At 52.9% G+C, this 21,663-nt stretch carries 19 protein-coding genes and 1 pseudogene; 16 read left to right on the plus strand and 4 right to left on the minus strand.

Annotated features, from left to right (window positions below; genetic code table 11):
• Positions 1–36: 36 nt before the first annotated feature.
• Positions 37–1,419: a glycoside hydrolase family 1 protein gene (locus tag NBA72_RS08075; RefSeq protein WP_001270479.1), complete on the minus strand. Its 1,383-nt coding sequence runs from the start codon at positions 1,417–1,419 to the stop codon at positions 37–39.
• Between the two features lie 105 nt (positions 1,420–1,524).
• Complete coding sequence (locus tag NBA72_RS08080) at positions 1,525–1,818, minus strand: YicS family protein (RefSeq protein WP_042948593.1); 294 nt, start codon at positions 1,816–1,818, stop codon at positions 1,525–1,527.
• 196 nt (positions 1,819–2,014) lie between these two features.
• Between NBA72_RS08080 and dagR the strand changes: the two genes are divergently transcribed.
• The 8 genes from dagR to NBA72_RS08120 all read left to right on the plus strand — a co-directional run bounded on the left by dagR (position 2,015) and on the right by NBA72_RS08120 (position 10,729).
• A complete protein-coding gene (gene dagR / locus NBA72_RS08085) occupies positions 2,015–4,813 on the plus strand; it encodes a transcriptional regulator DagR (RefSeq protein ID WP_042948591.1) in 2,799 nt (932 codons plus the stop codon).
• A 221-nt stretch (positions 4,814–5,034) separates the two neighbouring features.
• On the plus strand, positions 5,035–5,460 hold the full coding sequence (locus NBA72_RS08090; RefSeq protein ID WP_000214107.1) for a PTS sugar transporter subunit IIA: 426 nt from the start codon (positions 5,035–5,037) through the stop codon (positions 5,458–5,460).
• Positions 5,461–5,470: 10 nt separating this feature from the next.
• Positions 5,471–5,956 (plus strand): PTS system mannose/fructose/N-acetylgalactosamine-transporter subunit IIB, encoded by a 486-nt coding sequence (locus NBA72_RS08095; protein WP_001284295.1) that lies wholly within the window; start codon positions 5,471–5,473, stop codon positions 5,954–5,956.
• 145 nt (positions 5,957–6,101) lie between these two features.
• Positions 6,102–6,851, plus strand: a complete 750-nt coding sequence (locus NBA72_RS08100; RefSeq protein ID WP_000380259.1) for a PTS mannose/fructose/sorbose/N-acetylgalactosamine transporter subunit IIC — start codon at positions 6,102–6,104, stop codon at positions 6,849–6,851.
• Positions 6,848–7,708 carry a PTS system mannose/fructose/sorbose family transporter subunit IID gene (locus tag NBA72_RS08105; protein ID WP_001526325.1) on the plus strand — a complete coding sequence of 287 codons (861 nt, stop codon included), beginning with the start codon at positions 6,848–6,850 and terminating at the stop codon, positions 7,706–7,708. Before NBA72_RS08100 ends, NBA72_RS08105 begins: the two co-directional genes overlap by 4 nt.
• 3 nt (positions 7,709–7,711) lie before the next feature.
• Positions 7,712–8,821 (plus strand): D-glucosaminate-6-phosphate ammonia lyase, encoded by a 1,110-nt coding sequence (gene dgaE, locus NBA72_RS08110; protein WP_042948588.1) that lies wholly within the window; start codon positions 7,712–7,714, stop codon positions 8,819–8,821.
• Entirely contained in the window at positions 8,808–9,551 is a 744-nt protein-coding gene (dagF, locus tag NBA72_RS08115) for a 2-dehydro-3-deoxy-phosphogluconate aldolase (RefSeq protein WP_001186140.1), read from the plus strand. The genes dgaE and dagF overlap by 14 nt, the downstream gene beginning before the upstream one ends.
• A 236-nt stretch (positions 9,552–9,787) precedes the next feature.
• The gene (locus NBA72_RS08120; RefSeq protein ID WP_042948587.1) at positions 9,788–10,729 is read left to right on the plus strand and encodes an Rpn family recombination-promoting nuclease/putative transposase; all 942 of its coding nucleotides are present in this window, start codon (positions 9,788–9,790) and stop codon (positions 10,727–10,729) included.
• 42 nt (positions 10,730–10,771) lie between these two features.
• Here the strand turns inward: NBA72_RS08120 and NBA72_RS08125 are convergent, their stop codons facing one another.
• Complete coding sequence (locus NBA72_RS08125; RefSeq protein WP_000535970.1) at positions 10,772–11,674, minus strand: EamA family transporter; 903 nt, start codon at positions 11,672–11,674, stop codon at positions 10,772–10,774.
• 506 nt (positions 11,675–12,180) lie between these two features.
• Here NBA72_RS08125 and NBA72_RS08130 point away from each other — a divergent pair.
• The 5 genes from NBA72_RS08130 (at position 12,181) to cigR (ending at position 16,616) form a co-directional block, all read left to right on the plus strand.
• Positions 12,181–12,876 carry an MgtC family protein gene (locus tag NBA72_RS08130; protein WP_000392699.1) on the plus strand — a complete coding sequence of 232 codons (696 nt, stop codon included), beginning with the start codon at positions 12,181–12,183 and terminating at the stop codon, positions 12,874–12,876.
• Between the two features lie 219 nt (positions 12,877–13,095).
• Entirely contained in the window at positions 13,096–15,822 is a 2,727-nt protein-coding gene (mgtA, locus tag NBA72_RS08135) for a magnesium-translocating P-type ATPase (RefSeq protein WP_023205353.1), read from the plus strand.
• Positions 15,823–15,843: 21 nt separating this feature from the next.
• Positions 15,844–15,936, plus strand: a complete 93-nt coding sequence (gene mgtR / locus NBA72_RS08140; protein ID WP_001082117.1) for a protein MgtR — start codon at positions 15,844–15,846, stop codon at positions 15,934–15,936.
• Between the two features lie 12 nt (positions 15,937–15,948).
• Complete coding sequence (mgtU, locus tag NBA72_RS08145) at positions 15,949–16,035, plus strand: magnesium transporter protection protein MgtU (RefSeq protein ID WP_252515021.1); 87 nt, start codon at positions 15,949–15,951, stop codon at positions 16,033–16,035.
• Positions 16,036–16,136: 101 nt separating this feature from the next.
• The gene (gene cigR, locus NBA72_RS08150) at positions 16,137–16,616 is read left to right on the plus strand and encodes an anti-virulence regulatory inner membrane protein CigR (protein ID WP_001065324.1); all 480 of its coding nucleotides are present in this window, start codon (positions 16,137–16,139) and stop codon (positions 16,614–16,616) included.
• A 228-nt stretch (positions 16,617–16,844) separates the two neighbouring features.
• Here the strand turns inward: cigR and NBA72_RS08155 are convergent, their stop codons facing one another.
• The gene (locus NBA72_RS08155) at positions 16,845–17,525 is read right to left on the minus strand and encodes an isochorismatase family protein (protein WP_000106461.1); all 681 of its coding nucleotides are present in this window, start codon (positions 17,523–17,525) and stop codon (positions 16,845–16,847) included.
• 602 nt (positions 17,526–18,127) lie between these two features.
• Here NBA72_RS08155 and NBA72_RS08160 point away from each other — a divergent pair.
• The 3 genes and pseudogenes from NBA72_RS08160 to NBA72_RS08170 form a co-directional block, all read left to right on the plus strand.
• Positions 18,128–18,371, plus strand: a pseudogene (locus NBA72_RS08160) (hypothetical protein); the annotation flags it as partial.
• 362 nt (positions 18,372–18,733) lie between these two features.
• A complete protein-coding gene (locus NBA72_RS08165) occupies positions 18,734–19,147 on the plus strand; it encodes a hypothetical protein (protein WP_023202917.1) in 414 nt (137 codons plus the stop codon).
• Between the two features lie 154 nt (positions 19,148–19,301).
• The coding region (locus NBA72_RS08170) for an inverse autotransporter beta domain-containing protein (RefSeq protein ID WP_439004988.1) at positions 19,302–21,663 on the plus strand (2,362 nt) is incomplete at its 3' end.

A 21,663-nucleotide genomic window follows, 5' to 3' on the forward strand; every position in this document is an offset into this window, starting at 1 on the left:
ATACGACGTTAGTCGTTATCCGGCAATAATAAATGCTTAATCAAAACCGTTATGCTCTGCGGTGGCGGCAAACCATTCTCCGCTTTTTTTCACCGTGCGCGTTTGGGTGGCTAAATCCAGTTGTACAAAACCATAGCGATTTTTATAGCCGTTCAGCCATGACCAGTTATCGATAAAGGTCCACATGTGGTAGCCAAGACAGTGACAGCCCTCGCTAATGCCTTTATGCAGCCATTTAAGATGCTCAGAAATAAAGTCAATCCGGTAATCATCGTGAATCTGTCCCGCTTGCACAAAACGCTGCTCGTTCTCAACGCCCATCCCGTTTTCGGAGATAAAACAGCGCGGATTGCCGTAATTATCCCGCAGGTTGGTGATGATGTCGTAAATTCCTGGCGCGTAAATTTCCCAGCCGCGGTAAGGGTTCATCTTGCGCCCCGGCATGTCGTAATAGTCAAATAACCACTCCGGCATAAACGGCGCTTGCGGATTCACCGCCGTATCACGGCATTTCACGCGGCGCGGCTGATAATAGTTAATCCCCAGTAAATCGATTTTGCCGTCGGCAATAAGCTGACGGTCGCCTGGCTGACAGGCAGGCAGCTGGTCATAGGTTTTCAGCAGCGCCACCAAGTCCGCCGGGTATTCTCCCTTTAATACCGGGTCAAGAAAACTGCGGTTGAATAACAGATCCGCATGATGCGCGGCTTGCACATCGGCGGGATGCTGCGAGCGTGGGTAGGACGGCGTCAGATTCAGCACCACGCCGATTTCACCGTCGTAGCGCCCGGCGCGCCAGGCGCGCACGGCGGTCGAGTGCGCCAGCACGGTATGGTACGCCACGGTGGCCGCACGTTTAAAATCCACCACATTGGGATAGTGGAAGTCGTACAAATAGCCGCCTTCCACCGGCACAATCGGCTCGTTAAAAGTAAACCAGTGCTTCACGCGGTCGCCAAACAAGGTAAAACACGTTTGCGCGTACCGACCAAACGCCTCTACGACGTCGCGATTTTCCCAGCCGCCTTTCTCCTGCATGACCATCGGCATATCAAAATGGAACAGCGTAATAAACGGCGTGATGCCCTGCGCCAGTAGCTCGTCGATGACGTGATTGTAGAAGCTCACCGCTTGTGGATTCACCTCGCCTACACCGTCTGGAATGAGCCGCGCCCAGCTTAGCGAGGTGCGAAAACTGTTGTGTTTTAACTGTTTCAGTAGCGCGATGTCTTGCTTCCAGTGGCGATAGAACGTTGAGGTTTCCGCTGGACCGATGCCCTGATGAAAACGACCCGGCTGGCGCTCGAACCACACATCCCACGTGGTCTGGCTTTTACCGCCATTCAGACTATCCCCTTCGGTTTGCAACGCTGAGCAGGCGCTGCCCCACCAGAAGTTATCGGGAAAACGGTATCGCATTGTCGTACTCCTTGATCGCGTAAATTCGCTCCAGAATACGCGTTTTTAGCGAACAGAAACCGGTTACAGTCCGCATTTTCGCGACCAAAAAGCGGAAAAGCGGTGCTACATCTCCGGGCATTCCACCTTGCCGAGAGCCTGCCAGTAGTTATGCTGATTGTTGCGCTCTATCGCGATCATCGCCTCCCGAATATGCTGCTGGTTCCCCTCGCTCGCCATGATTTTTTTCTCCCAGGCTTCATCGGTTAGCGCGCCTTTGGGCGTACACATTTTGCGCAAATCCTTTAAAATCGTGGTTTTTTCATGCGCCGACTGGAGTGAGCTAAACGGAGAGTCGGCATACGTGACGCCAGGTAGCGCGACAAGCGAGGCAATAAGCAGAAGCGTTTTTCGTTTCATAAACGGTATCCTTATCGGTTTGCACTTTTTCAAGAGTAAGTGTAGACCGTGCGACGTTCACTCATCGGGGCGTGCTATCCGTTGGCGTTGAAGTCAGGCAAAAGTGGGAAGGCGGTTTCTCGCTGCGCCTTCACTTTCTTGCGTGGCAGAATAGTGTATGTTCTGACTACTCTTTTATTTCGTAAGCGGTAGTGTAATGAGACGTATTGAGATCGTACTGGGAGAGCTGGAACGGCTGACGCGCGGGCTATGTCTTGCCGATTTGGCGCAGGAGACGGCGTTTACGGCGGAGGCGATAGGTTTCAATCTTGGGCTGGCGCGTAACTCCGTCAGCAAAGATCTCAATCAGTTATGGAATGACGGCCTGGCAATCAAAAGCCGTGGCCGCCCGGTCTATTTTCTGCATCGCCAGGCGCTGGAAACGTTGCTGGGACGACAGCTGGAAGAGTCTGAACGCGAGGTGCGGTCGGTGGCGGATGTGCTGCCGCATGAAGAGCATTACGCGCCCGACGATCCGTTTACCAGCCTGATTGGTTACGATCGCAGCCTGCGCGATGCGGTAGAAAAAGGCCGTGCGGCGGTGCTCTATCCGCACGGTTTACACGTTCTGCTTACCGGACCGTCCGGCGTCGGTAAAACCTTTTTTGCGGAACTGATGCACCGTTTCGCCTGTGAACAGGCGAGCGGCGCTATCCCGCCGCTGGTCTACTTTAACTGCGCGGAATACGCCCATAACCCGGAACTGCTCTCCTCGCATCTGTTTGGTCATCGGCAGGGGGCGTTTACCGGCGCGAATGAACATAAAACAGGCCTCGTGGAGCAGGCGGACGGTGGTTATCTGCTGCTGGACGAGGTGCACCGTCTGTCTTATGAAGGGCAGGAAAAGCTGTTCTCTATTCTGGATAAAGGCGAGTACCGTCCGCTTGGCGTGAGCAGCCAGCCGCGATCAATTTCGGTACGCCTGATTTGCGCCACTACCGAGCCGGTCGGGTCGGCGCTGTTACGTACTTTCCAGCGGCGTATTCAGGTATGCATTGATTTGCCGGGCATTCGCCAGCGCTCCGTTGAAGAACAGATCGAACTGATCGTGGGGTTCTTACAGCGGGAAAGCCGCAAAATAGAACGCACAGTCAGCATTGATAAACCGTTGTTGCTCTGGTTGCTGAATAAACCCCTGGAAGGCAATATCGGTCAGCTAAAAAGCGATATTCAGTTTCTTTGCGCTCAGGCGTGGGCATCGGGAATGACCGAGCATAACGACACGCTACAGCTGGATAAACGGCTGGCGGAGATGTCGGTTAACCCGACGCCGGAACAGCGTCTATTGGTGGATACGCTGTTTGACGGTAAAGCGCGGCTAAATATAGACGCGCGCACGCTGCCCGCATTGAAGACGTCGCTGGCGACCGGGGCGGAAATTGAAGAGAGCGACCTCTTTTACAGCTTCCTGACGCGCGAGTATGTTAATTTGCGCAACAGTAACGTCCCCCCGGCGGAGACGCTGGCGATCCTGAAAAATAAACTCAGCTCGATTTTTGAATACGGTCTCTACAGCCGCGACAGCGTGGCGCATCCGCCGCGCTATGGCGACCAGATTGAAGAGCGCGTGACGCTGCTGATTGGCTGCGTAGAGCAGGTGTTGGGCTTTTCGCTGCCGGAAAATCTGGTTAACCCACTGCGTAAACACTTCCTGGCGCTGATAGGCTACGTGCAGCGCGGCCTGATCCCGCAGCTTTACTCTTCCAGTTTGATCCTGGATCGCTGCAAAGACGAATATGACAACGCCGCGCTGCTGTGTCGGAAAATCAACGAACTGCTGCATATTCAGTGTCCGGCGACGGAAGTGGTCTGGCTATGCCTGTTCCTGAAAGAGTGCCGCCATTATCGTCAGCGCATCGATGCCAGCCCCGACTGCGGGGTCATTTTGATCGCCCACGGCGCGACCACCGCCACCAGTCAGGCGCAATATGTCAATCGTGTGCTGGAGCGCGAGCTGTTCAGCGCCATCGACATGCCGTTTGAACAGTCGGTGCATGACACGCTGGAAACGCTGACTCAAATGATTCAAACCCGCCAATATCGGCGGCTTATCCTGTTGGTGGACATCGGTTCATTGATCCATTTCGGCAGTACGATCAGTAAGTTATTCCAGATAGATGTTTTGCTCATGCCGAACATCACGCTGACCAGTCTGCTGGAAGTCGGGCTGGATTTAAGCTATGAAACCAGCGACTTACCACAGTTGACGGCGCTCCTGCAGAGTAAAAATATCCCCTGCCAGCTTTGTACGCCGCAGCAGGAGAACGGCGGCAAAGTGCTGGTCATCTCCTGTATTACCGGCATGGGAACGGCGGAAAAAATCAAAAAGGTGCTGGAGGAGAGCTTTGGCGAACTGATGTCGCAAGATACCAGGATGGTGATCCTTGATTATAACGAGGTACGAAGTCTGGAGCGCGTTCAGCAGGCATTGAATGCCAGCGAGCGGCTGGCGGGGATTGTCGGCACTTTCCAGCCGGGGTTGCCGGATATTCCGTTTATTTCGCTGGAAGAGCTTTTCTCCGAACAAGGGCCTGAACTGGTGTTGAGCCTGTTAACGCCCGATCTGTCCAACGCTGAACGCCGTCTGGAGATGGAGCGCAGCGCCATGCGCTTTATCAGCGCGCTAACGATGGAGAGCATCATCAACCATATTTCCGTGCTTAACCCGCAGCGTATTCTGAAAGAGATGGAGGGCGTTTTTAACCATCTGACGTCTTCGCTTTCCCTGAAACCAAGCCGCCAGGTGACACTGCGCTTCCTGATCCACTGCTGCTGTATGGTAGAGCGTATTGTGATTAACCGAAAACCGTTACAGATGGCGCTGGAAAGTCAGCCGAATCTGGACGCGCGCGCGTTTAGTGTCATCAAATCCGCTTTTCTGCCGATCAAAGACGCCTACGCCATCCGTTTATCGGATGCGGAATATTTTTATATCTACGAACTGCTCTATAGCTAATCCTTTTACTGGCGGGGCTTCGCGCCTCGCCAGACCTTTCTTCTTCCTCGCGTGACACAAATTCTGGCACAACCTTTGCTCTTCTGATGATGCGTTATGCCGGATAGCGGCGTAAACGCCTTATCCGGCCTACCGGGAGCGTCCTGTAGGCCCGGTAAGCGCAGTGCCACCGGGCAATATATGCCGGTGTTCTCATGTAATTGCGCCAGGAGGCCATTATTTTGACTACCACACAACCGTTGCCCCACATCCTGCTGCTGACGCATGGCGGCTGGGGACAACCGCTTTGCAACAGCCTGCGTATGGTCACGGGCGAAATTAAAGGCGTGACGGAAATCGCGCTAATGCCTGTCGATACGCTGGGCGAGTTTTATCAACGCGTCGAGGCCGTGGTGAAAACGCTGCCGGAAGGCTCGCTGATCCTGACGGATTTTGTCGGCGGCACGACGTCCAACGTCGCGGCGCGGCTAAGCGCCGATTATCCGGTGGCGGTGATTGCCGGATTGAATGCGTCGCTACTGCTGGAGGCGCTGGACAGGCGCGAACAAGGGATGCTAACCGCCTGCGTGGATGAGTTAGTTGAGGTCGGGCGTAGTAGCTGCCTGGATGTGGTCGCCCATGTACGTCAGCTACAACAATCACTCTAAGGAAAACATCATGGCCAATATCGTTTTATGCCGCATCGACAGCCGTCTCATTCATGGACAGGTTGTCACGAAGTGGGTCGGACAATCTCAGGCGAACCGGATAGCCGTTGTGAGTGATGAACTGGACGCCGATCCGTTTATGAAAAATATCTACCTGATGGCGGCGCCGCCAAATATCAAAGTGGATTGCTTCGGCAACCAGAGTTTTGCCGCTGCATGGAAAGAAAATCAGCTTGGCGACGGTAACGTGCTGGTGCTTTTTCCCTCACTGGCGGCGGTGCAGGACGCCATACAATTGGGCTTTGACGTCACCCGCATTCAGGTTGGCGGTCTCGGCGGCGGGCCAAACCGCAAGGCGGTTTTTCAGAATATTACGCTGGATGAAAAAGACGTCGGCATTCTTAACGACCTGAAAAACCGTGGCGTTCAGGTATTTTTCCAGACCATTCCGGAAGATAAGCCGCAGCCGCTCGACGATATCCTGAAAAAATTCTAACCCTCTAATAGACACAAAATCATTCTGGATGCATCGAGGCGGCAACTGAGTGAATCCCCTGGAGCTTACTAAAGTAAGTGACTGGGGTGAGCGAAGGCAGCCAACAAAGAGGCAGCCTGAAGGATGAAGTGTATAGGATAACACTATGGATACCTTACTCTTTGCAAGCCTGATGGGGTTGTATTACTGGTTTGCCCGTTTACGCCTCGGCTACACCTTCTCCGCGATGCTGTTACAACCGGTGGTGATCGCGGTATTTGTCGGGCTTTTGCTTGGCAATATGCAGACCGCGATGATTATCGGCGCAGGGATGCAGCTCGTTTATTTGGGCGTGACCTCAACGCCGGGCGGCAACGTGCCGTCGGACCCGGCGCTGGCGGCCTGTATCTCCATTCCTATCGCGGTGAAGGCCGGTATGGACCCAAACCTGGCGATCGCGCTGGCAATCCCGTTTGGCGTGATTGGCGTGTTTCTCGATCAGCTGAGGCGCACGCTGAATGCCGCCTGGGTGCATATGGCGGATAAACACGCGGAAACGGCAAACATGGCGGGCATCATGCGTTGCGCCTTTCTTTACCCGGCATTGCTGGGGTTGGTGCTGCGCTTCCCGGTGGTCTTTGCCGCTAACTACTTTGGCCAGGATGTGGTGGAAAGTTTCCTTAAACTGATGCCGCACTGGTTAACCCACTCCTTTGAAATCATGGGCGGCATTCTGCCGGCGCTGGGCTTTGCCATCACCATTATGGTGATCGGTAAAAAGAGCCTGTTGCCGTGGTTTATCGGCGGGTTCTTCGCGGTGTTATACCTCAAGGTCGACATCATGGCGATGGCCATCTTCGGCACCTGTGTCGCCTTCCTGATTAAAGGCCTGGCGAAAAATGAAGGAGCAGCATGATGAGCAGTGACGTAATGCAACATGAACTGGTTGAGCGCGCGCGGGAAAGCGGGGCGCTGACCAAAGCAGATATCACCAAAGCCTGGTTTATCTACTGGCTGGGCGCCGAGGTTTCCAGCTCCTATGAGCGCTTACAAAGCCTGATTTTCTGCGCCTCGATGACGCCGATCATCAAAAAACTTTACCCACAAAAAGAGGAGCAGGTAGAAGCGCTAAAACGCCACCTTAACTTCTTTAACTCCGAGCAGACCTTCGGCGCGGTGATTCAGGGCATCTCTATTGCCATGGAAGAACAAAAAACGCGCGGCGAGCCGATTAACGACTCGTCTATCACCGGCATTAAAACGGGCCTGATGGGGCCGCTTGCCGGGATGGGCGACTCGATTATCTGGGCGGCGGTGATGCCGCTGTTGATAGCGATCTTTATTCCGTTCGCGGCAAATGGCAGCGCGATGGGCGGTATTATCCCGCTGATTCTCTACCCGGCGATCACCCTGGCGATCAGCTACGGCATGGTCCACAAGGGATATACGCTGGGGCGTGATTCGATTATCGGCCTGCTGCAAGGGGGGCGAATCAAAGAACTGATCTACGGGGCCAACGTGCTGGGTTTGATCATGATGGGCGCGCTTTCCGCCAGCTACGTCAAAATCACCACGCCGTTAAAAATTAGCGCCTTGAAAGGATCTGAAGTGGTGGTTCAGCAGATCCTCGACTCTATCGCGCCGGGCTTACTGCCACTGGCGGCGGTATTCGCCATCTACTTCTATCTGGTAAAAAAAGGGCCGCGCTACACCACCATTTTGCTGTCGATTGTCGCACTGAGCATAGTCTGTTCGTTGTTGGGAGTGCTGTAAATCATGACGCCGAATATCTATCAACAACTGGGGTTGAAAAAGGTCATTAACGCCTGCGGCAAAATGACCATTCTGGGCGTCTCAAGCGTCGCGCCGGAGGTCATGCAGGCCACCGCGCGCGCGGCTTCCGCTTTCGTCGAGATTGACGCGCTGGTGGAAAAAACCGGCGAACTGGTATCGCGCTATACGGGTGCTGAAGATAGCTATATCACCTCGTGCGCCTCGGCGGGTATTGCCATTGCCGTCGCTGCCGCTATCACCCACGGCGATCGGGCGCGCGTCGCCCTGATGCCGGACAGTACCGGTATGGCCAATGAGGTAGTGATGCTGCGCGGGCATAATGTGGACTACGGCGCGCCAGTCGCCAGCGCCATTCGTCTTGGCGGCGGGCGCATAGTGGAAGTGGGGGCGAGCAATCTGGCGGCCCGCTGGCAACTGGAAAGCGCCATTAACGAAAAGACCGCCGCGCTACTGTATGTGAAATCACACCATTGCGTACAGAAAGGCATGTTGAGCATTGACGATTTTGTACAGGTGGCGCAGGCCAACCACCTGCCATTGATTGTCGATGCCGCGGCGGAAGAGGATTTGCACGGCTGGGTGGCGAGCGGCGCGGATATGGTTATCTATAGCGGCGCGAAAGCCTTTAATGCGCCAACCTCCGGGTTTATCACTGGTAAGAAAACGTGGATTGCCGCCTGCAAAGCGCAGCACCAGGGGATTGCCAGGGCGATGAAAATCGGCAAGGAAAACATGGTTGGGCTGGTGTATGCGCTGGAGAATTACCACCAGGGCCAGACGACCGTGACCGCCGCACAGTTACAGCCGGTCGCGGAAGCGATTTCCGCCATCCATGGACTTTATGCCGATATCGAACAGGATGAGGCCGGGCGTGCAATCTGGCGTATTCGTGTGCGGGTGAACGCATCTGAATTGGGGCTGAACGCGCAGGACGTCGAAGCGCAGTTGCGCGGCGGCGAGATAGCGATTTACGCCCGCAAATATCAGCTTCATCAGGGGGTTTTTAGCCTCGATCCACGCACGGTAGCTGAAGGGGAAATGGCATTGATTGTGGCGCGACTCAGGGAGATTGCAGAACATGCAGCAGATTAATTTTTATCGTCAGCGGGTAGCGATTAACGTACTGGCAAAGGATATCGCCAACGCGAAGGCTATCTATGAAGCCGCCGAAGGCCATGCGGTCATTGGCGTACTTTCCGCGCAGTTCGCTACGGTAGAAGAGGGCGTGCCGGAGGTGAAACGCTGGATGGCGGAGGTGCCGTCTATCTCAGTGGGTCTGGGCGCAGGCGACCCGGCGCAGTACTACAAAGCGGCGATGATTGCCGCCCATACTCACCCGGCCCATGTCAACCAGACCTTTACCGGCAGCGGCTTCGCGGCGGGCGCGCTGGCGGCGACGGGCGGCGAGCAAACGCATATCAACGCCCTGGTCAGCCCGACGGGAACGCCTGGCGAGGTGTTGATTTCTACCGGCGTCAGCAGCAGCCAGGGAACGCCAGCCCGCGTTTCCTGTGAAGCGGCGGTACGCATGATGCAGGATATGGGCGCACATGCGGCGAAGTTTTTCCCGATGGGCGGCGAAAAGTCGTTACCGGAACTCTATGCGCTGGCGACAACCGCCGCCCGCCACGGCATGACGCTTATCGAGCCGACCGGCGGTATCTCACTGGATAATTTCGGTATTATCCTGCAAACCTGCCTGGAAGCAGGCGTGCCGCGCGTTATGCCGCATGTTTACAGCTCGATTATCGATCCGCAAACCGGCAATACGCGCCCCGAAGACGTCATTCGGTTGATGGAGATAGTCAAAGCGCTGGTGTGAGATTTATCGCCGAAGAGCGCTACGTTTACCGGGCCTACAGATGACGTGTATTTGTAGGCCCGGTTAGCGTTACGCTACCGGGCGATAATGCGTAGCAGGCTGGGCAAAAAATGTACGTATTGCAGCCGTCAGTGATTCCCTTTCGAGCCTCCTCGCAGGGTTAAATTTTCCTGAATGCTGTCTGTATTTTTGGCGAGTACAGTGGCGTCATCTTATTCCTCAGGTGACGGATCGCCATGAAAAAAAGCCCCACGTCCACGCCTCATGATGCGGTATTCAAAACGTTTTTACGCCATCCGGATACCGCGCGGGATTTTCTCAATATTCATCTTCCCCATTCGCTAAGAATACGTTGCGATCTGACGACGTTAAAACTGGCGCCGGACAGTTTTATCGAGAAAAATTTACGCGCGTTTTATTCCGACGTCCTTTGGTCGCTAAAAACGTGTGAAGGCGACGGTTATATCTATGTCGTTATAGAGCATCAGAGTACGCCGGACGCGCATATGGCGTTTCGGTTAATGCGTTACGCGACTGCCGCGATGCAGCGCCATCTGGATGCTGGCCATAAAACGTTACCGCTGGTGATTCCCATGCTGTTTTACCATGGCGCGAAAAGCCCGTATCCCTTTTCGCTGTGCTGGCTGGATGAGTTTGACGATCCTGCACTGGCGCGTCAGCTTTATGCGACGGCATTTCCACTGGTAGACATTACGGTGGTGCCGGATAACGAGATTATGCAGCATCGACGTATCGCGATGCTGGAGCTGGTACAAAAGCATATACGTCAGCGCGACCTGATGGGATTGGTCGAGCGCTTAGCGGTACTTCTGATTACGGGAAACGCTAATGACAGTCAGCTAAAAGCGCTGTTTAATTATTTGCTAATACAGCATGGCAGCACGCCTCGTTTTGGCAAGTTTATTCGCGAGGTGACGCGTCGTGTTCCCCAACACAAGGAGAGATTAATGACGATCGTAGACAGAATACGTGAATCGGGGCGCAGAAAAGGTAAGCGTGAAGGCGTGCAACAAGGCATACAGCAAGGTATACATCAAGGTAAGCAGGAGGAAGCCTTGCGTATTGCGCATACGATGCTGGAACAGGGGATCGAGCGAGAGATGGTGCTGATGATTACCGGGCTTTCTGACGAAGAGATTAAGGCAAAGCGCCATTAAACTTTTCCCTCTTCCGCCCGGTCATCGTGATTATCAACGGCGTTAAGCGGCCCGCGCGCGTCGACGGGAATCGAGGGAGATCAGAATCACTGACGAGAGAATGAGCAGCGTGCCCAGCCAGTCCGGCAAGGTAAAACTAATCCCCAACAGCAGTAGCGACAGCAGGGCGCTGCTTAACGGTTCCGCGCAGCTTAAAATGCTGGCTTTGGGGCCACCAATCAGTTGCGCGCCTTTCAAATACAGGCTGAACGTCAGCGACGTACCGATCACCACAAGGTAGAAAAAGGCCAGAATCAGGCTGCCGCTCACCGCAAAGTGCGTTCCTTCTTTAGCGTAGAAGGGCAGCAGAATAAGGCCGCCAAAGGACATACTCCAGCCGACCACTGGCAGCGTGCCGTATTGGGCGATTAGCCTGGAAGGCCAGGTCGTATAAAAGGCGGCGGCAAATGCGGAGGCGATACCCCAGAACAGCGCGCCTGAAGAGATCGACAGCGATGTTGGATTGCCGTGAGTCACCAGTAAAAAGGTGCCGATAAGCGATGTAAGAATGGCGGTTAAGACCAGAATGCCTGGTCGTGTTCTTCGCGCTAATGCAAACCACGCCACAATAATGGTCGGCGATAAAAATTGCAGCACTGTCGCGGTGGCGGCATTGGATTTTTCAATCGTAAGCAGGAAGGTTAGCTGAACGGTGAGCGCGCCCACCACGGAGAAAATCAGCAGACTCAGTGCATCTTTGCGGTTTTTAAGAATCGAAAATATCTTATCGCCGTGCATAAAGGAGAAGGTCACCAGTATCAGCCCGGCGAATAACAAACGTATCATCGTCAGGAACTGTGACGACATACGGCTTTGCTCCATGATGTACTGCGCGCAAACGCCTGAACTCCCCCACAATACGGCGGCAATCAGGACGTTTAGCATCCCTTTTCTGGTGGAACCCATTTTTTCCTCGTCATGTTGTTTTATTTTTTTACGTGCAGGCATCATAACAGAGCTATCGCCAGCATTAAGCAGGAATTTATTGTTTAATGATTTCAGACGAGCCTGTTATTGACATAATATTGTCATTTTTTTGTCATAGGAAAATATCAAACAAACTTAAACAAATCGTCACTATCCCCGCCTTTGCACTTTACAGAACATATTGACTGACTATAATAAGCGCAAATTCATGCAGGAGTAATATGTTGGACAGTCACTTTTACGTAAATCATCTGGCAAGTTAACGCACGCTATTCCTGCGCTGCTTGCCGAACCGGTGGGCAGCAATCTCCCCTTGTGACGATTGTCATCCCAATAATGTTACAACACGCGCATTGTCGCGAGGTAATCGTCATGTTCATGTTTAAACACGCTTTATTTCCTCCGCCGTTAACACGACGCTAATTGCCTCAGGGCAGAAATTTGTCGTGTGCTAAATATAGCACGTACTTATTCTTCCAGAAAAAATGGAGGAACGTATGTTAATGTTTCCTTATATTTTGAATTTACTGGCCGCTATGCTGTTGGGCGCGCTGATTGGCGCGGAAAGACAATGGCGTCAACGTATGGCGGGATTACGCACTAATGCGCTGGTGGCGACAGGCGCCGCCGTTTTTATTCTGAGCTCCATGACGACATCGCCAGATAGCCCCGGGAGAATTGCGGCGCAGATTGTCTCTGGTATTGGCTTTCTGGGGGCGGGCGTCATCATGCGCGAAGGGATGAATGTGCGCGGACTGAACACTGCGGCAACGCTATGGTGTTCAGCGGGCATCGGCGTGTTATGCGGCTTAGGGCAGTTCAAAAATGCGCTGGCGGCGACGATCATTATTCTTTGTGCCAATATTTTATTGCGTGAAGCGGCGCAGCGTATAAATCAACTCCCGGTATCCGCCGAGGGAGAAAAACGTTATATCCTGAAAGTAACCTGTAATAAAGAAGATGAGAGCGCGGTTCGTCAGTGGTTACTGAATATCGTAAAAGAGGCCGCGATCTGTTTACAAGGGTTAGGTTCGGTCCCCGCTCAGGAACAGGGCTATAAAGAAATTCGTGCCGAGCTCGTGGGTCATGCTGATTATCGTAAAACGCGAGAACTGATTATATCCAGAATAGGTGATAACGATAATATCACCGCAATTCACTGGAGCATTGATAGTCAATAATAGTTTTTTATTCAATTTCAACATTACGCCAGGCGTATAAGGAGGGAATGATGGATATTCCCGAGTCGATAAAATAAAACCCACTCAAAATAGTGAGTAAGCAATAACCTTTTTTATGCATAGATAATTCTCCCGGGGCATTCACCTTCAAATCGTGAGTTTACTATTCCCTGGGCGTGATATGCAGGAAACACTACACCTTAATTTTGGGGATTCATCATGACTGACATGAACATTGAAAACCGGAAACTCAATCGCCCGGCGTCAGAAAATGATAAGCAGCATAAAAAAGTATTTCCGATCGAAGCGGAAGCTTTTCATAGCCCGGAGGAGACACTGGCGCGGCTGAACAGCCATCGTCAGGGCCTCACGATAGAAGAGGCCAGCGAACGGTTGAAAGTGTATGGGCGCAATGAAGTGGCGCATGAGCAAGTTCCTCCGGTGCTGGTTCAGCTTCTGCAGGCATTCAATAACCCGTTTATTTACGTTCTGATGGCACTGGCAGGGGTCAGTTTTATCACGGATTACTGGCTCCCGTTACGCCGTGGCGAAGAGACCGATCTCACCGGCGTGCTGATTATTCTGACGATGGTCAGTTTGAGCGGGTTATTGCGTTTCTGGCAGGAGTTTCGCACTAACAGAGCAGCACAGGCGCTGAAAAAGATGGTTCGCACCACCGCCACGGTGTTGCGTCGTGGGCCGGGCAATATAGGCGCGGTGCAGGAAGAGATTCCCATTGAAGAACTGGTGCCAGGCGATGTGGTTTTTCTGGCCGCAGGCGATCTGGTGCCCGCCGACGTCCGTCTGCTGGCGTCGCGCGATCTCTTTATCAGTCAGTCAATTCTTAGTGGTGAATCATTACCCGTAGAAAAATACGATGTTATGGCTGATGTGGCAGGTAAAGACAGCGAGCAATTGCCTGACAAAGATAAAAGCCTGTTAGATTTGGGCAATATCTGTCTGATGGGAACCAATGTAACCAGCGGCAGAGCGCAAGCGGTCGTGGTTGCGACGGGAAGCCGTACCTGGTTCGGCTCGCTGGCGAAATCCATTGTGGGTACGCGTACCCAGACGGCTTTCGATCGCGGAGTCAACAGCGTGAGCTGGCTGTTGATACGCTTTATGCTGATCATGGTGCCGGTTGTCCTGCTGATTAATGGTTTCAGTAAGGGAGATTGGGTAGAGGCTTCGCTGTTCGCGCTGGCGGTTGCGGTGGGGTTGACGCCGGAAATGTTGCCCATGATTGTCAGTTCCAACCTGGCAAAAGGCGCGATTGCGATGTCGCGGCGCAAAGTGATCGTCAAACGCCTGAACGCTATTCAAAACTTCGGCGCGATGGATGTGCTGTGTACAGATAAAACTGGCACCTTAACCCAGGACAATATTTTTCTGGAGCATCATCTGGATGTGAGCGGTGTAAAAAGCAGCCGGGTATTGATGCTGGCCTGGCTGAATAGTAGCAGCCAGAGCGGCGCACGGAATGTGATGGATCGCGCCATACTGCGTTTTGGCGAGGGCCGCATCGCACCATCGACAAAAGCGCGCTTCATTAAACGCGATGAACTGCCATTCGACTTTGTACGTCGCCGGGTATCGGTCCTGGTAGAGGATACGCAGCATGGAGACAGATGCCTGATCTGTAAAGGCGCCGTTGAAGAGATGATGATGGTAGCCACCCATCTTCGCGAAGGCGATCGTGTAGTGGCGCTGACGGAAACACGCCGCGAGCTGCTGCTGGCGAAAACCGAAGATTACAATGCGCAGGGATTCCGTGTATTGCTGATAGCGACACGTAAGCTGGATGGTTCCGGGAACAATCCGACATTAAGTGTGGAGGATGAGACCGAACTTACCATCGAAGGGATGCTCACTTTTCTCGATCCGCCGAAAGAGAGCGCCGGAAAAGCGATTGCCGCGTTGCGGGATAACGGCGTGGCGGTCAAAGTCCTCACCGGCGATAATCCGGTCGTGACGGCGCGTATCTGTCTGGAAGTGGGTATTGATACGCACGATATCCTGACCGGAACCCAGGTTGAGGCGATGTCAGATGCCGAACTGGCGTCTGAGGTGGAGAAACGCGCAGTATTCGCCCGGCTGACGCCGTTACAAAAAACGCGTATTTTGCAAGCGCTACAGAAAAATGGTCATACCGTTGGTTTTCTTGGGGATGGGATCAACGACGCGCCCGCGCTTCGTGATGCGGATGTGGGGATTTCCGTCGATAGCGCCGCCGATATTGCTAAAGAGTCATCAGATATTATTCTGCTGGAAAAAGATCTCATGGTGCTTGAGGAAGGCGTTATCAAAGGGCGGGAAACCTTTGGCAATATCATTAAATATCTGAATATGACCGCCAGCTCTAATTTCGGCAATGTTTTTTCGGTACTGGTAGCCAGCGCGTTTATTCCGTTTCTGCCGATGCTGGCGATTCATCTGTTGATCCAGAATTTGATGTACGATATTTCGCAGTTGTCGTTGCCGTGGGACAAAATGGATAAAGAGTTCCTGCGTAAGCCGCGGAAATGGGACGCGAAAAATATTGGTCGTTTTATGCTATGGATTGGCCCAACGTCTTCTATTTTCGATATCACAACCTTTGCGCTGATGTGGTACGTTTTTGCGGCTAATAACGTAGAGGCGCAGGCGCTCTTTCAGTCCGGCTGGTTTATTGAGGGTCTGCTCTCGCAGACACTGGTCGTGCATATGCTAAGGACGCAGAAAATACCGTTTATCCAAAGTCGGGCGACGTTGCCGGTATTATTGACGACCGGCTTGATTATGGCGATAGGCATTTATATTCCATTCTCACCTCTGGGCGCGATGGTTGGACTGGAGCCGCTGCCACTGAGCTACTTCCCGTGGTTGGTGGCGACATTATTGAGCTACTGTCTGGTGGCGCAAGGCATGAAGCGCTTTTATATCAAACGCTTTGGCCAGTGGTTTTAATGATGTTTGAGGATCACCCAGATGAATCGCTCACCCGATAAAATCATCGCGCTGATATTTTTACTGATTAGCCTGTTGGTGTTGTGTTTAGCCCTCTGGCAAATCGTTTTCTAACGAGGTGACGCCATGCAAAAAAGAGGGTTGGACAAAATTTTTTATCAGGTTGTCCTGATAGCAATCATTCTGATTTTACTGACTATCTGGATACGATAAGCTGCTGTTGGCGAGCCCCGCTTAAAATAAGAATCGATGTAGTTGTTCTTTTTATGGCGGGGCGCTATTTTCATGGTATCCCACATCAGAAGGGCAATATCATGAATAATCGTCGTGGTTTAACCGCCGTCCTGGCGACGTTGATTACGTTTTCCCTGAGCGCTACGCCTGTGCTGGCGAATCCGGGAAATGGCAATGGCGGCGGTCATGGTAATAACGCGGCTAATCAGGGTAATAACGGTAACGGACATAAAGGAAATGCCGGGCAAAAAACGGAACACCGTAAAAATGGCGGTAAACCGGATCACGTCGAGTCGGACATTAGCTACGCTGTCGCCAGGCAACTGGCAGTGAATTTAGGGCTGACGGGTTATCAGTCTTTACCTCCGGGGATTGCGAAAAATCTGGCGAGAGGAAAACCGCTGCCGCCGGGAATCGCTAAAAAAACGGTGCCGGCGTCTATGCTGGGACAATTACCTTATTATCCGGGCTATGAGTGGAAAATCGTTGGGGATAATCTGGTGCTGATCGCGCTCAGTACCGCGGTGGTCACGGCGATTATTAATGGCGTATTTGATTAAGAGCCTATCCCACCAGGCGTTATTGGCGCAGCCAGTTTGGACACGGACAGCGCGCAAAAACCGGAGCGTACACGTAGTACGTGAGGTTTGACTCGCTACGCTCGCCCTTCGGGCCGCCGCAAGCGGCGTTCAAAACGCTAACGCGTTTTGGCGAGCACTGCCCAGGTCCAAAATGGCAAGTAAAATAGCCCCATTTAATGGGGCTATTTAGTCTCTTCAGGGCGTTATTTATGCGCGTTGAGAATCCAGCAGTTCATTATTTTTTACTACTTCCTGCGCTTTGGTATAACTTTCAATCAGTAGCTGATAGGCCGGGAATATTTTGGTATATACATCCGCCCATTCTGCGGCATCTTCCCGATTCCAGGTACGTTGCAGCTCAGAGGCTACCGCCGCGGTATCCATTGGTACTACACCCGCCTGCACCACACGGGCCATCGTAATTTCCTGCGCCATTTTACTGTACGTACCGGAGGCATCAATTACCGCAAATACCTTGTACCCTTCCGCGACGGCGCTGATGGCTGGAAAAGCCATGCAGACACTGGTAATAGTACCGGCGATGATCAGCGTTTTACGGCCTGTCGCTTTTACCGCTTGTACAAAATCGGCATTATCCCAGGCATTAATTTCCCCTTTACGCGCGACATATTGCGCGTGGGGCGCATTCGCATGGATTTCCGGAATCAGCGGACCATTCGGTCCCTGTGGTACGGATGCGGTAGTAATGACCGGCATATTGCATAAGGTAGCGATCTTAGCCAGCGCCGCGGCGCGCGCGCGTAATTCCGGCATCGGCATGTCGCCGACGGTCTGAAACAGGCCACTTTGGTGGTCAATCAGCAGCATTACTGCGTCGTTAGCATCAATGGCAGGGCGTTGACCGTTAAAATTCGCGGGTGTAGACATAATTCATTCCTTGTTGTTGCCTTTCACTGATAGTCACTATCAGTGTTAAAGTCATTAATCGCCGGGGCGATTTCCGTTTTTAAGTTGATGACAGTAATCCGTTGCCGATTCTGGATTACCTTATTGAGTTCTTTCTGAAGGAATATTCATCGGCATCACCTTCAGTCGATTTACTTTCACGCGAATCTGTTATCACAACAATATTCATATTATGAATAAATGTTTCTATTTTACATGGCAGAGAGGATTATTTATTGAAAAAACAGGCTATATCTCTACAAATTGTTTCTTATAGATAGTTTTAAACTTATTTAGTATAAATTTGAAATAGTTCAATTAAGAGTTAATTTATTTATATTTAAATAACATAAAGCGTAGCTTAAATATTAAGTGGGAAGCGTGCTGACATTAAGTATGGCTACTGTAACTCTTAATAACTTGAAAACTATCCCTACATGACGAGTGCTGCTTTTTTGGATATTACAAGCCATTATAGAGAACACGTTCAATAAAACCCTGTCTTTCATATGATATAGATTGTCAGGATATATTTTTTCATGATTTATATATGAGATATTAAAGATAATATATTAGTGGGAGCTATGAGTTATAACTATGCTAGTAAGCATGGTAGTGCTGTTGCGTTGCGTATGGGTTATAAAGAGTTTCCGGATGAGAATGCTTATGATGATGCTTGCTATATTAAAGATGCCTTAAAATGGGTATTTAAGATAACAGGCTTAAAAAAAACGGCTGAGTGTTTACAGTGACGATGATCTTCGTAAACAGAATTATGATGTAGACACCTATTATCGCGTTGAAAATGAGCCGAAAGAAAGCGCTGAATCACCACAGGATTAACAGACACCTCAGCGTCAAAAATGGCTTAGGCAGATGTGCACATGAGTAGTAAGCGTTATCCTGAAATCACACGGACTGGAGAGCAGTATGAACCGTCGTGGTAACTGCCACGACACAGTTTTTCATTATCAGGTCTGACGTCAGGTTAGGGTATACACCAATTTGACATAAGCAGAAAATAATTCTGGAGTAATACTCTTCCTAATATTTTCGTTTTGGCGTCACCATAAACTTTAATCAGTTGCCCTGCTGTACTAACACTTTTAATTCAATAGTCATTTTATGAAAGTTTCCAATTACAGCCCATGGCATAGAAGTGACTTGAATATCTCCAGGTAAGGTTACCCATGTTTGTATCCAGATTAGGCAGTACTCTAAACGCTATTTTCGGCATGAATGAGCAAGGTAAGCCGGAAGCAATATCCAGGAGTGACCCACAAGGAATAACCTTGTCCGACGCTCAGAAACTGACAGTTAAAAACAGCAAGTTCTTCGAGGCAGGCGCCAGCATGTCGCTTCTGGACCAGCCTGGCAAGATGGGCCATGTATTCGACCAGCACGCAAAACAATTAGCAGGATTGTCGCGCCACATTCTGGACGGACAGAGTGAAGCCGCCAACCATACCGTTCATTTTCAGGGCCGACAACCAACACGGGTTTCGCTACAGGTGCAACACCCCGACCTTGACCTGAGCACCCGAGCGCATGATGTCGAGTTCCACGGTTCCCCTGAGATGATAGAAAGCAGGCGTCTAATGTGAGTCAGCGGTTCTGGACTGCATGTCTGTCAGATGGATTGCAAGTCCAGTAGCAGTAATTTTGAGCCGCTATCTGCAGCCACAGAGTGATGTGTTCCCCCTCATTACCCCGTGGCTACAGGGGCGTGGACGACAGTATCAGCAGGGAATCTATTTAATGAAGTTTGTATCTCTCCCGCATCCGTCCGGGGATGCCGTTGCCTCTCCGGCTTTGCGCCGACTGGCCTGGTTTAACATTGCCGTGCAGGTGGCCTTTCCGCTGGCGGTGGCGTTCCCCCCGGCGATGGCCGGCGAACAGCATTTCCTGCCGCAGCCTGCGCCGCTGTCCACGCAGCGCACGCAGGTCTACACGCTGGGTCCCGGTGAGACGGCCATCTCGGTTGCAAAAAAATTCGATCTCACCCTGAACCAGCTGCGCGAGCTCAATCAGTTGCGCACCTTCGCGCACGGACTCAATGGTCTGCAGTCTGGGGATGACGTGGATGTGCCGCTGATGGCAGCAAAGGATAATAAAAACGCGTCAGATGCAGCCGCCCCCGGCAGGTCCGCTTCCGCAGAAGAGGGCAATGAGCAGGCGCAGAAAGTGGCCGGGTATGCCTCACAGGCTGGCAGCTTCCTGGCCAGCAGTGCAAAAAGTGACGCCGCCGCGTCCATGGCCCGCAATATGGTCACCGTCGAGGCCGGCGGAGCATTTCAGCAGTGGCTGAGCCACTTCGGCACCGCCCGCGTGCAGCTGGACGCGGACAAAAACTTCTCCCTGAAAAACTCGCAGTTTGACCTGCTGCTGCCGCTGTATGACCAGGGCGATAACTTTGTGTTCACCCAGGGTAGCCTGCACCGTACCGACAGTCGTACCCAGGCCAGCCTCGGCGCCGGCTGGCGTCACTCCACCTCCACATACATGCTGGGCGGCAACCTGTTCGGGGATTTCGACCTGTCCCGGGACCATGCGCGTGCCGGCGCCGGTCTTGAGTACTGGCGAAACTTCCTGAAGTTGGGTGTCAATAGTTACCTGCGTTTGTCTGGATGGAAAGACTCTCCGGATCTGGAGGATTATCAGGAGCGGCCAGCAAACGGCTGGGATGTCCGGGGGCAGGCCTGGGTACCGTCGCTGCCGCAGCTGGGCGGCAAGCTCACGTATGAGCAGTACTATGGCAAAGAAGTCGCCTTGTTCGGGGTGGACAGTCGCCAGAGGAACCCGCATGCCATCACGGTCGGGATTAACTATACCCCGGTGCCGCTGATCACCCTGGGGGCGGAACAGCGTCAGGGCCAGTCAGGGAAAAACGACACCCGGCTGACGTTGAATATAAATTACCACCTCGGGGTGCCGTGGCGCGCCCAGGTGGACCCGACCGCGGTGGCGGCGATGCGAAGCCTGGCTGGCAGCCAGTATGACCTGGTGGAGCGTAACAATAATATTGTGCTCGAGTACCGAAAGAAAGAGATTGTCCGCCTGAAGACGGCAGACCTGGTGACGGGCTATACCGGTGAGCAGAAGTCTCTGGGGGTATCAGTGAACAGCAGGCATGGACTGGAACGCATCGACTGGGATGCTTCAGACCTGAACGCAGCCGGCGGTAAAATTGTGCAGAATGGAAGAGATTATGCGGTGGTGCTGCCGGCGTACCAGTCATCGGCGCAGGGGGTGAACACGTACACCGTCAGCGGTGTGGCGGTGGACACGAAGGGCAACCGCTCTTCGCGGAGTGACACTCAGGTGACCGTGCAGGCGACGGAGGTGAACAAACAGACCTCGACCTTCACGCCGGTGAGCAGTGTCCTGCTGGCGGACGGGAAGAGTACGCAGGTGCTGACCCTGATGCTGTTGGATGAGAATAACCAGCCGGTAGATATGGATGTGAAGGACATCAGCCTGAACAGCAGCGTCCTGAAAAGCGCCACGATATCGGCCCTGACACGAAAATCTGCAGGAGTTTATGCGGTTACAGTAACAGCCGGAAGGGATGCTGAGAATGTCACCCTTACGCCAGTAGTCAACGGTACTACGTTGTCCTCAGCCGTGGTAACTATCAGCAGCGTCACGCCGGACGGGGCACGGTCGACCATTAGCACCGATGCCGCCGCCTATGTGTCCGGTTCTGATATGGCAGTGACGGTGACGCTGAAGGACACGAACAATAATGTGGTGGCCGGAGCGGCCTCCTCGCTGACGGCGGATACGGTGACCGTACCGAATGCGATCCTTAAAGCCGGCAGCCGCTGGCGGGACAACGGGGACGGGACCTATACGGCCACCTACACGGCCACCACGGTGGGCACAGATCTGAAGGCGACGGTGAGGCTGGGCGGGTGGGACACGGTGGCACAGTCCGGGGCGTATGCCATCACGGCGGCCACGCCGGACGGGGCGAAATCGGCTATCAGCACCGATGCCACTACCTATGTGTCCGGTTCTGATATGGCAGTGACGGTGACGCTGAAGGACGGGCAGGACAACCCGGTGACCGGGGCGGCCGCCTCGCTGACGGCGGACACGGTCACTGTACCGAATGCGA

The organism is Salmonella sp. NW1250 (genome assembly GCF_051812965.1).
Taxonomy (GTDB): Bacteria; Pseudomonadota; Gammaproteobacteria; order Enterobacterales; family Enterobacteriaceae; genus Salmonella; species Salmonella enterica.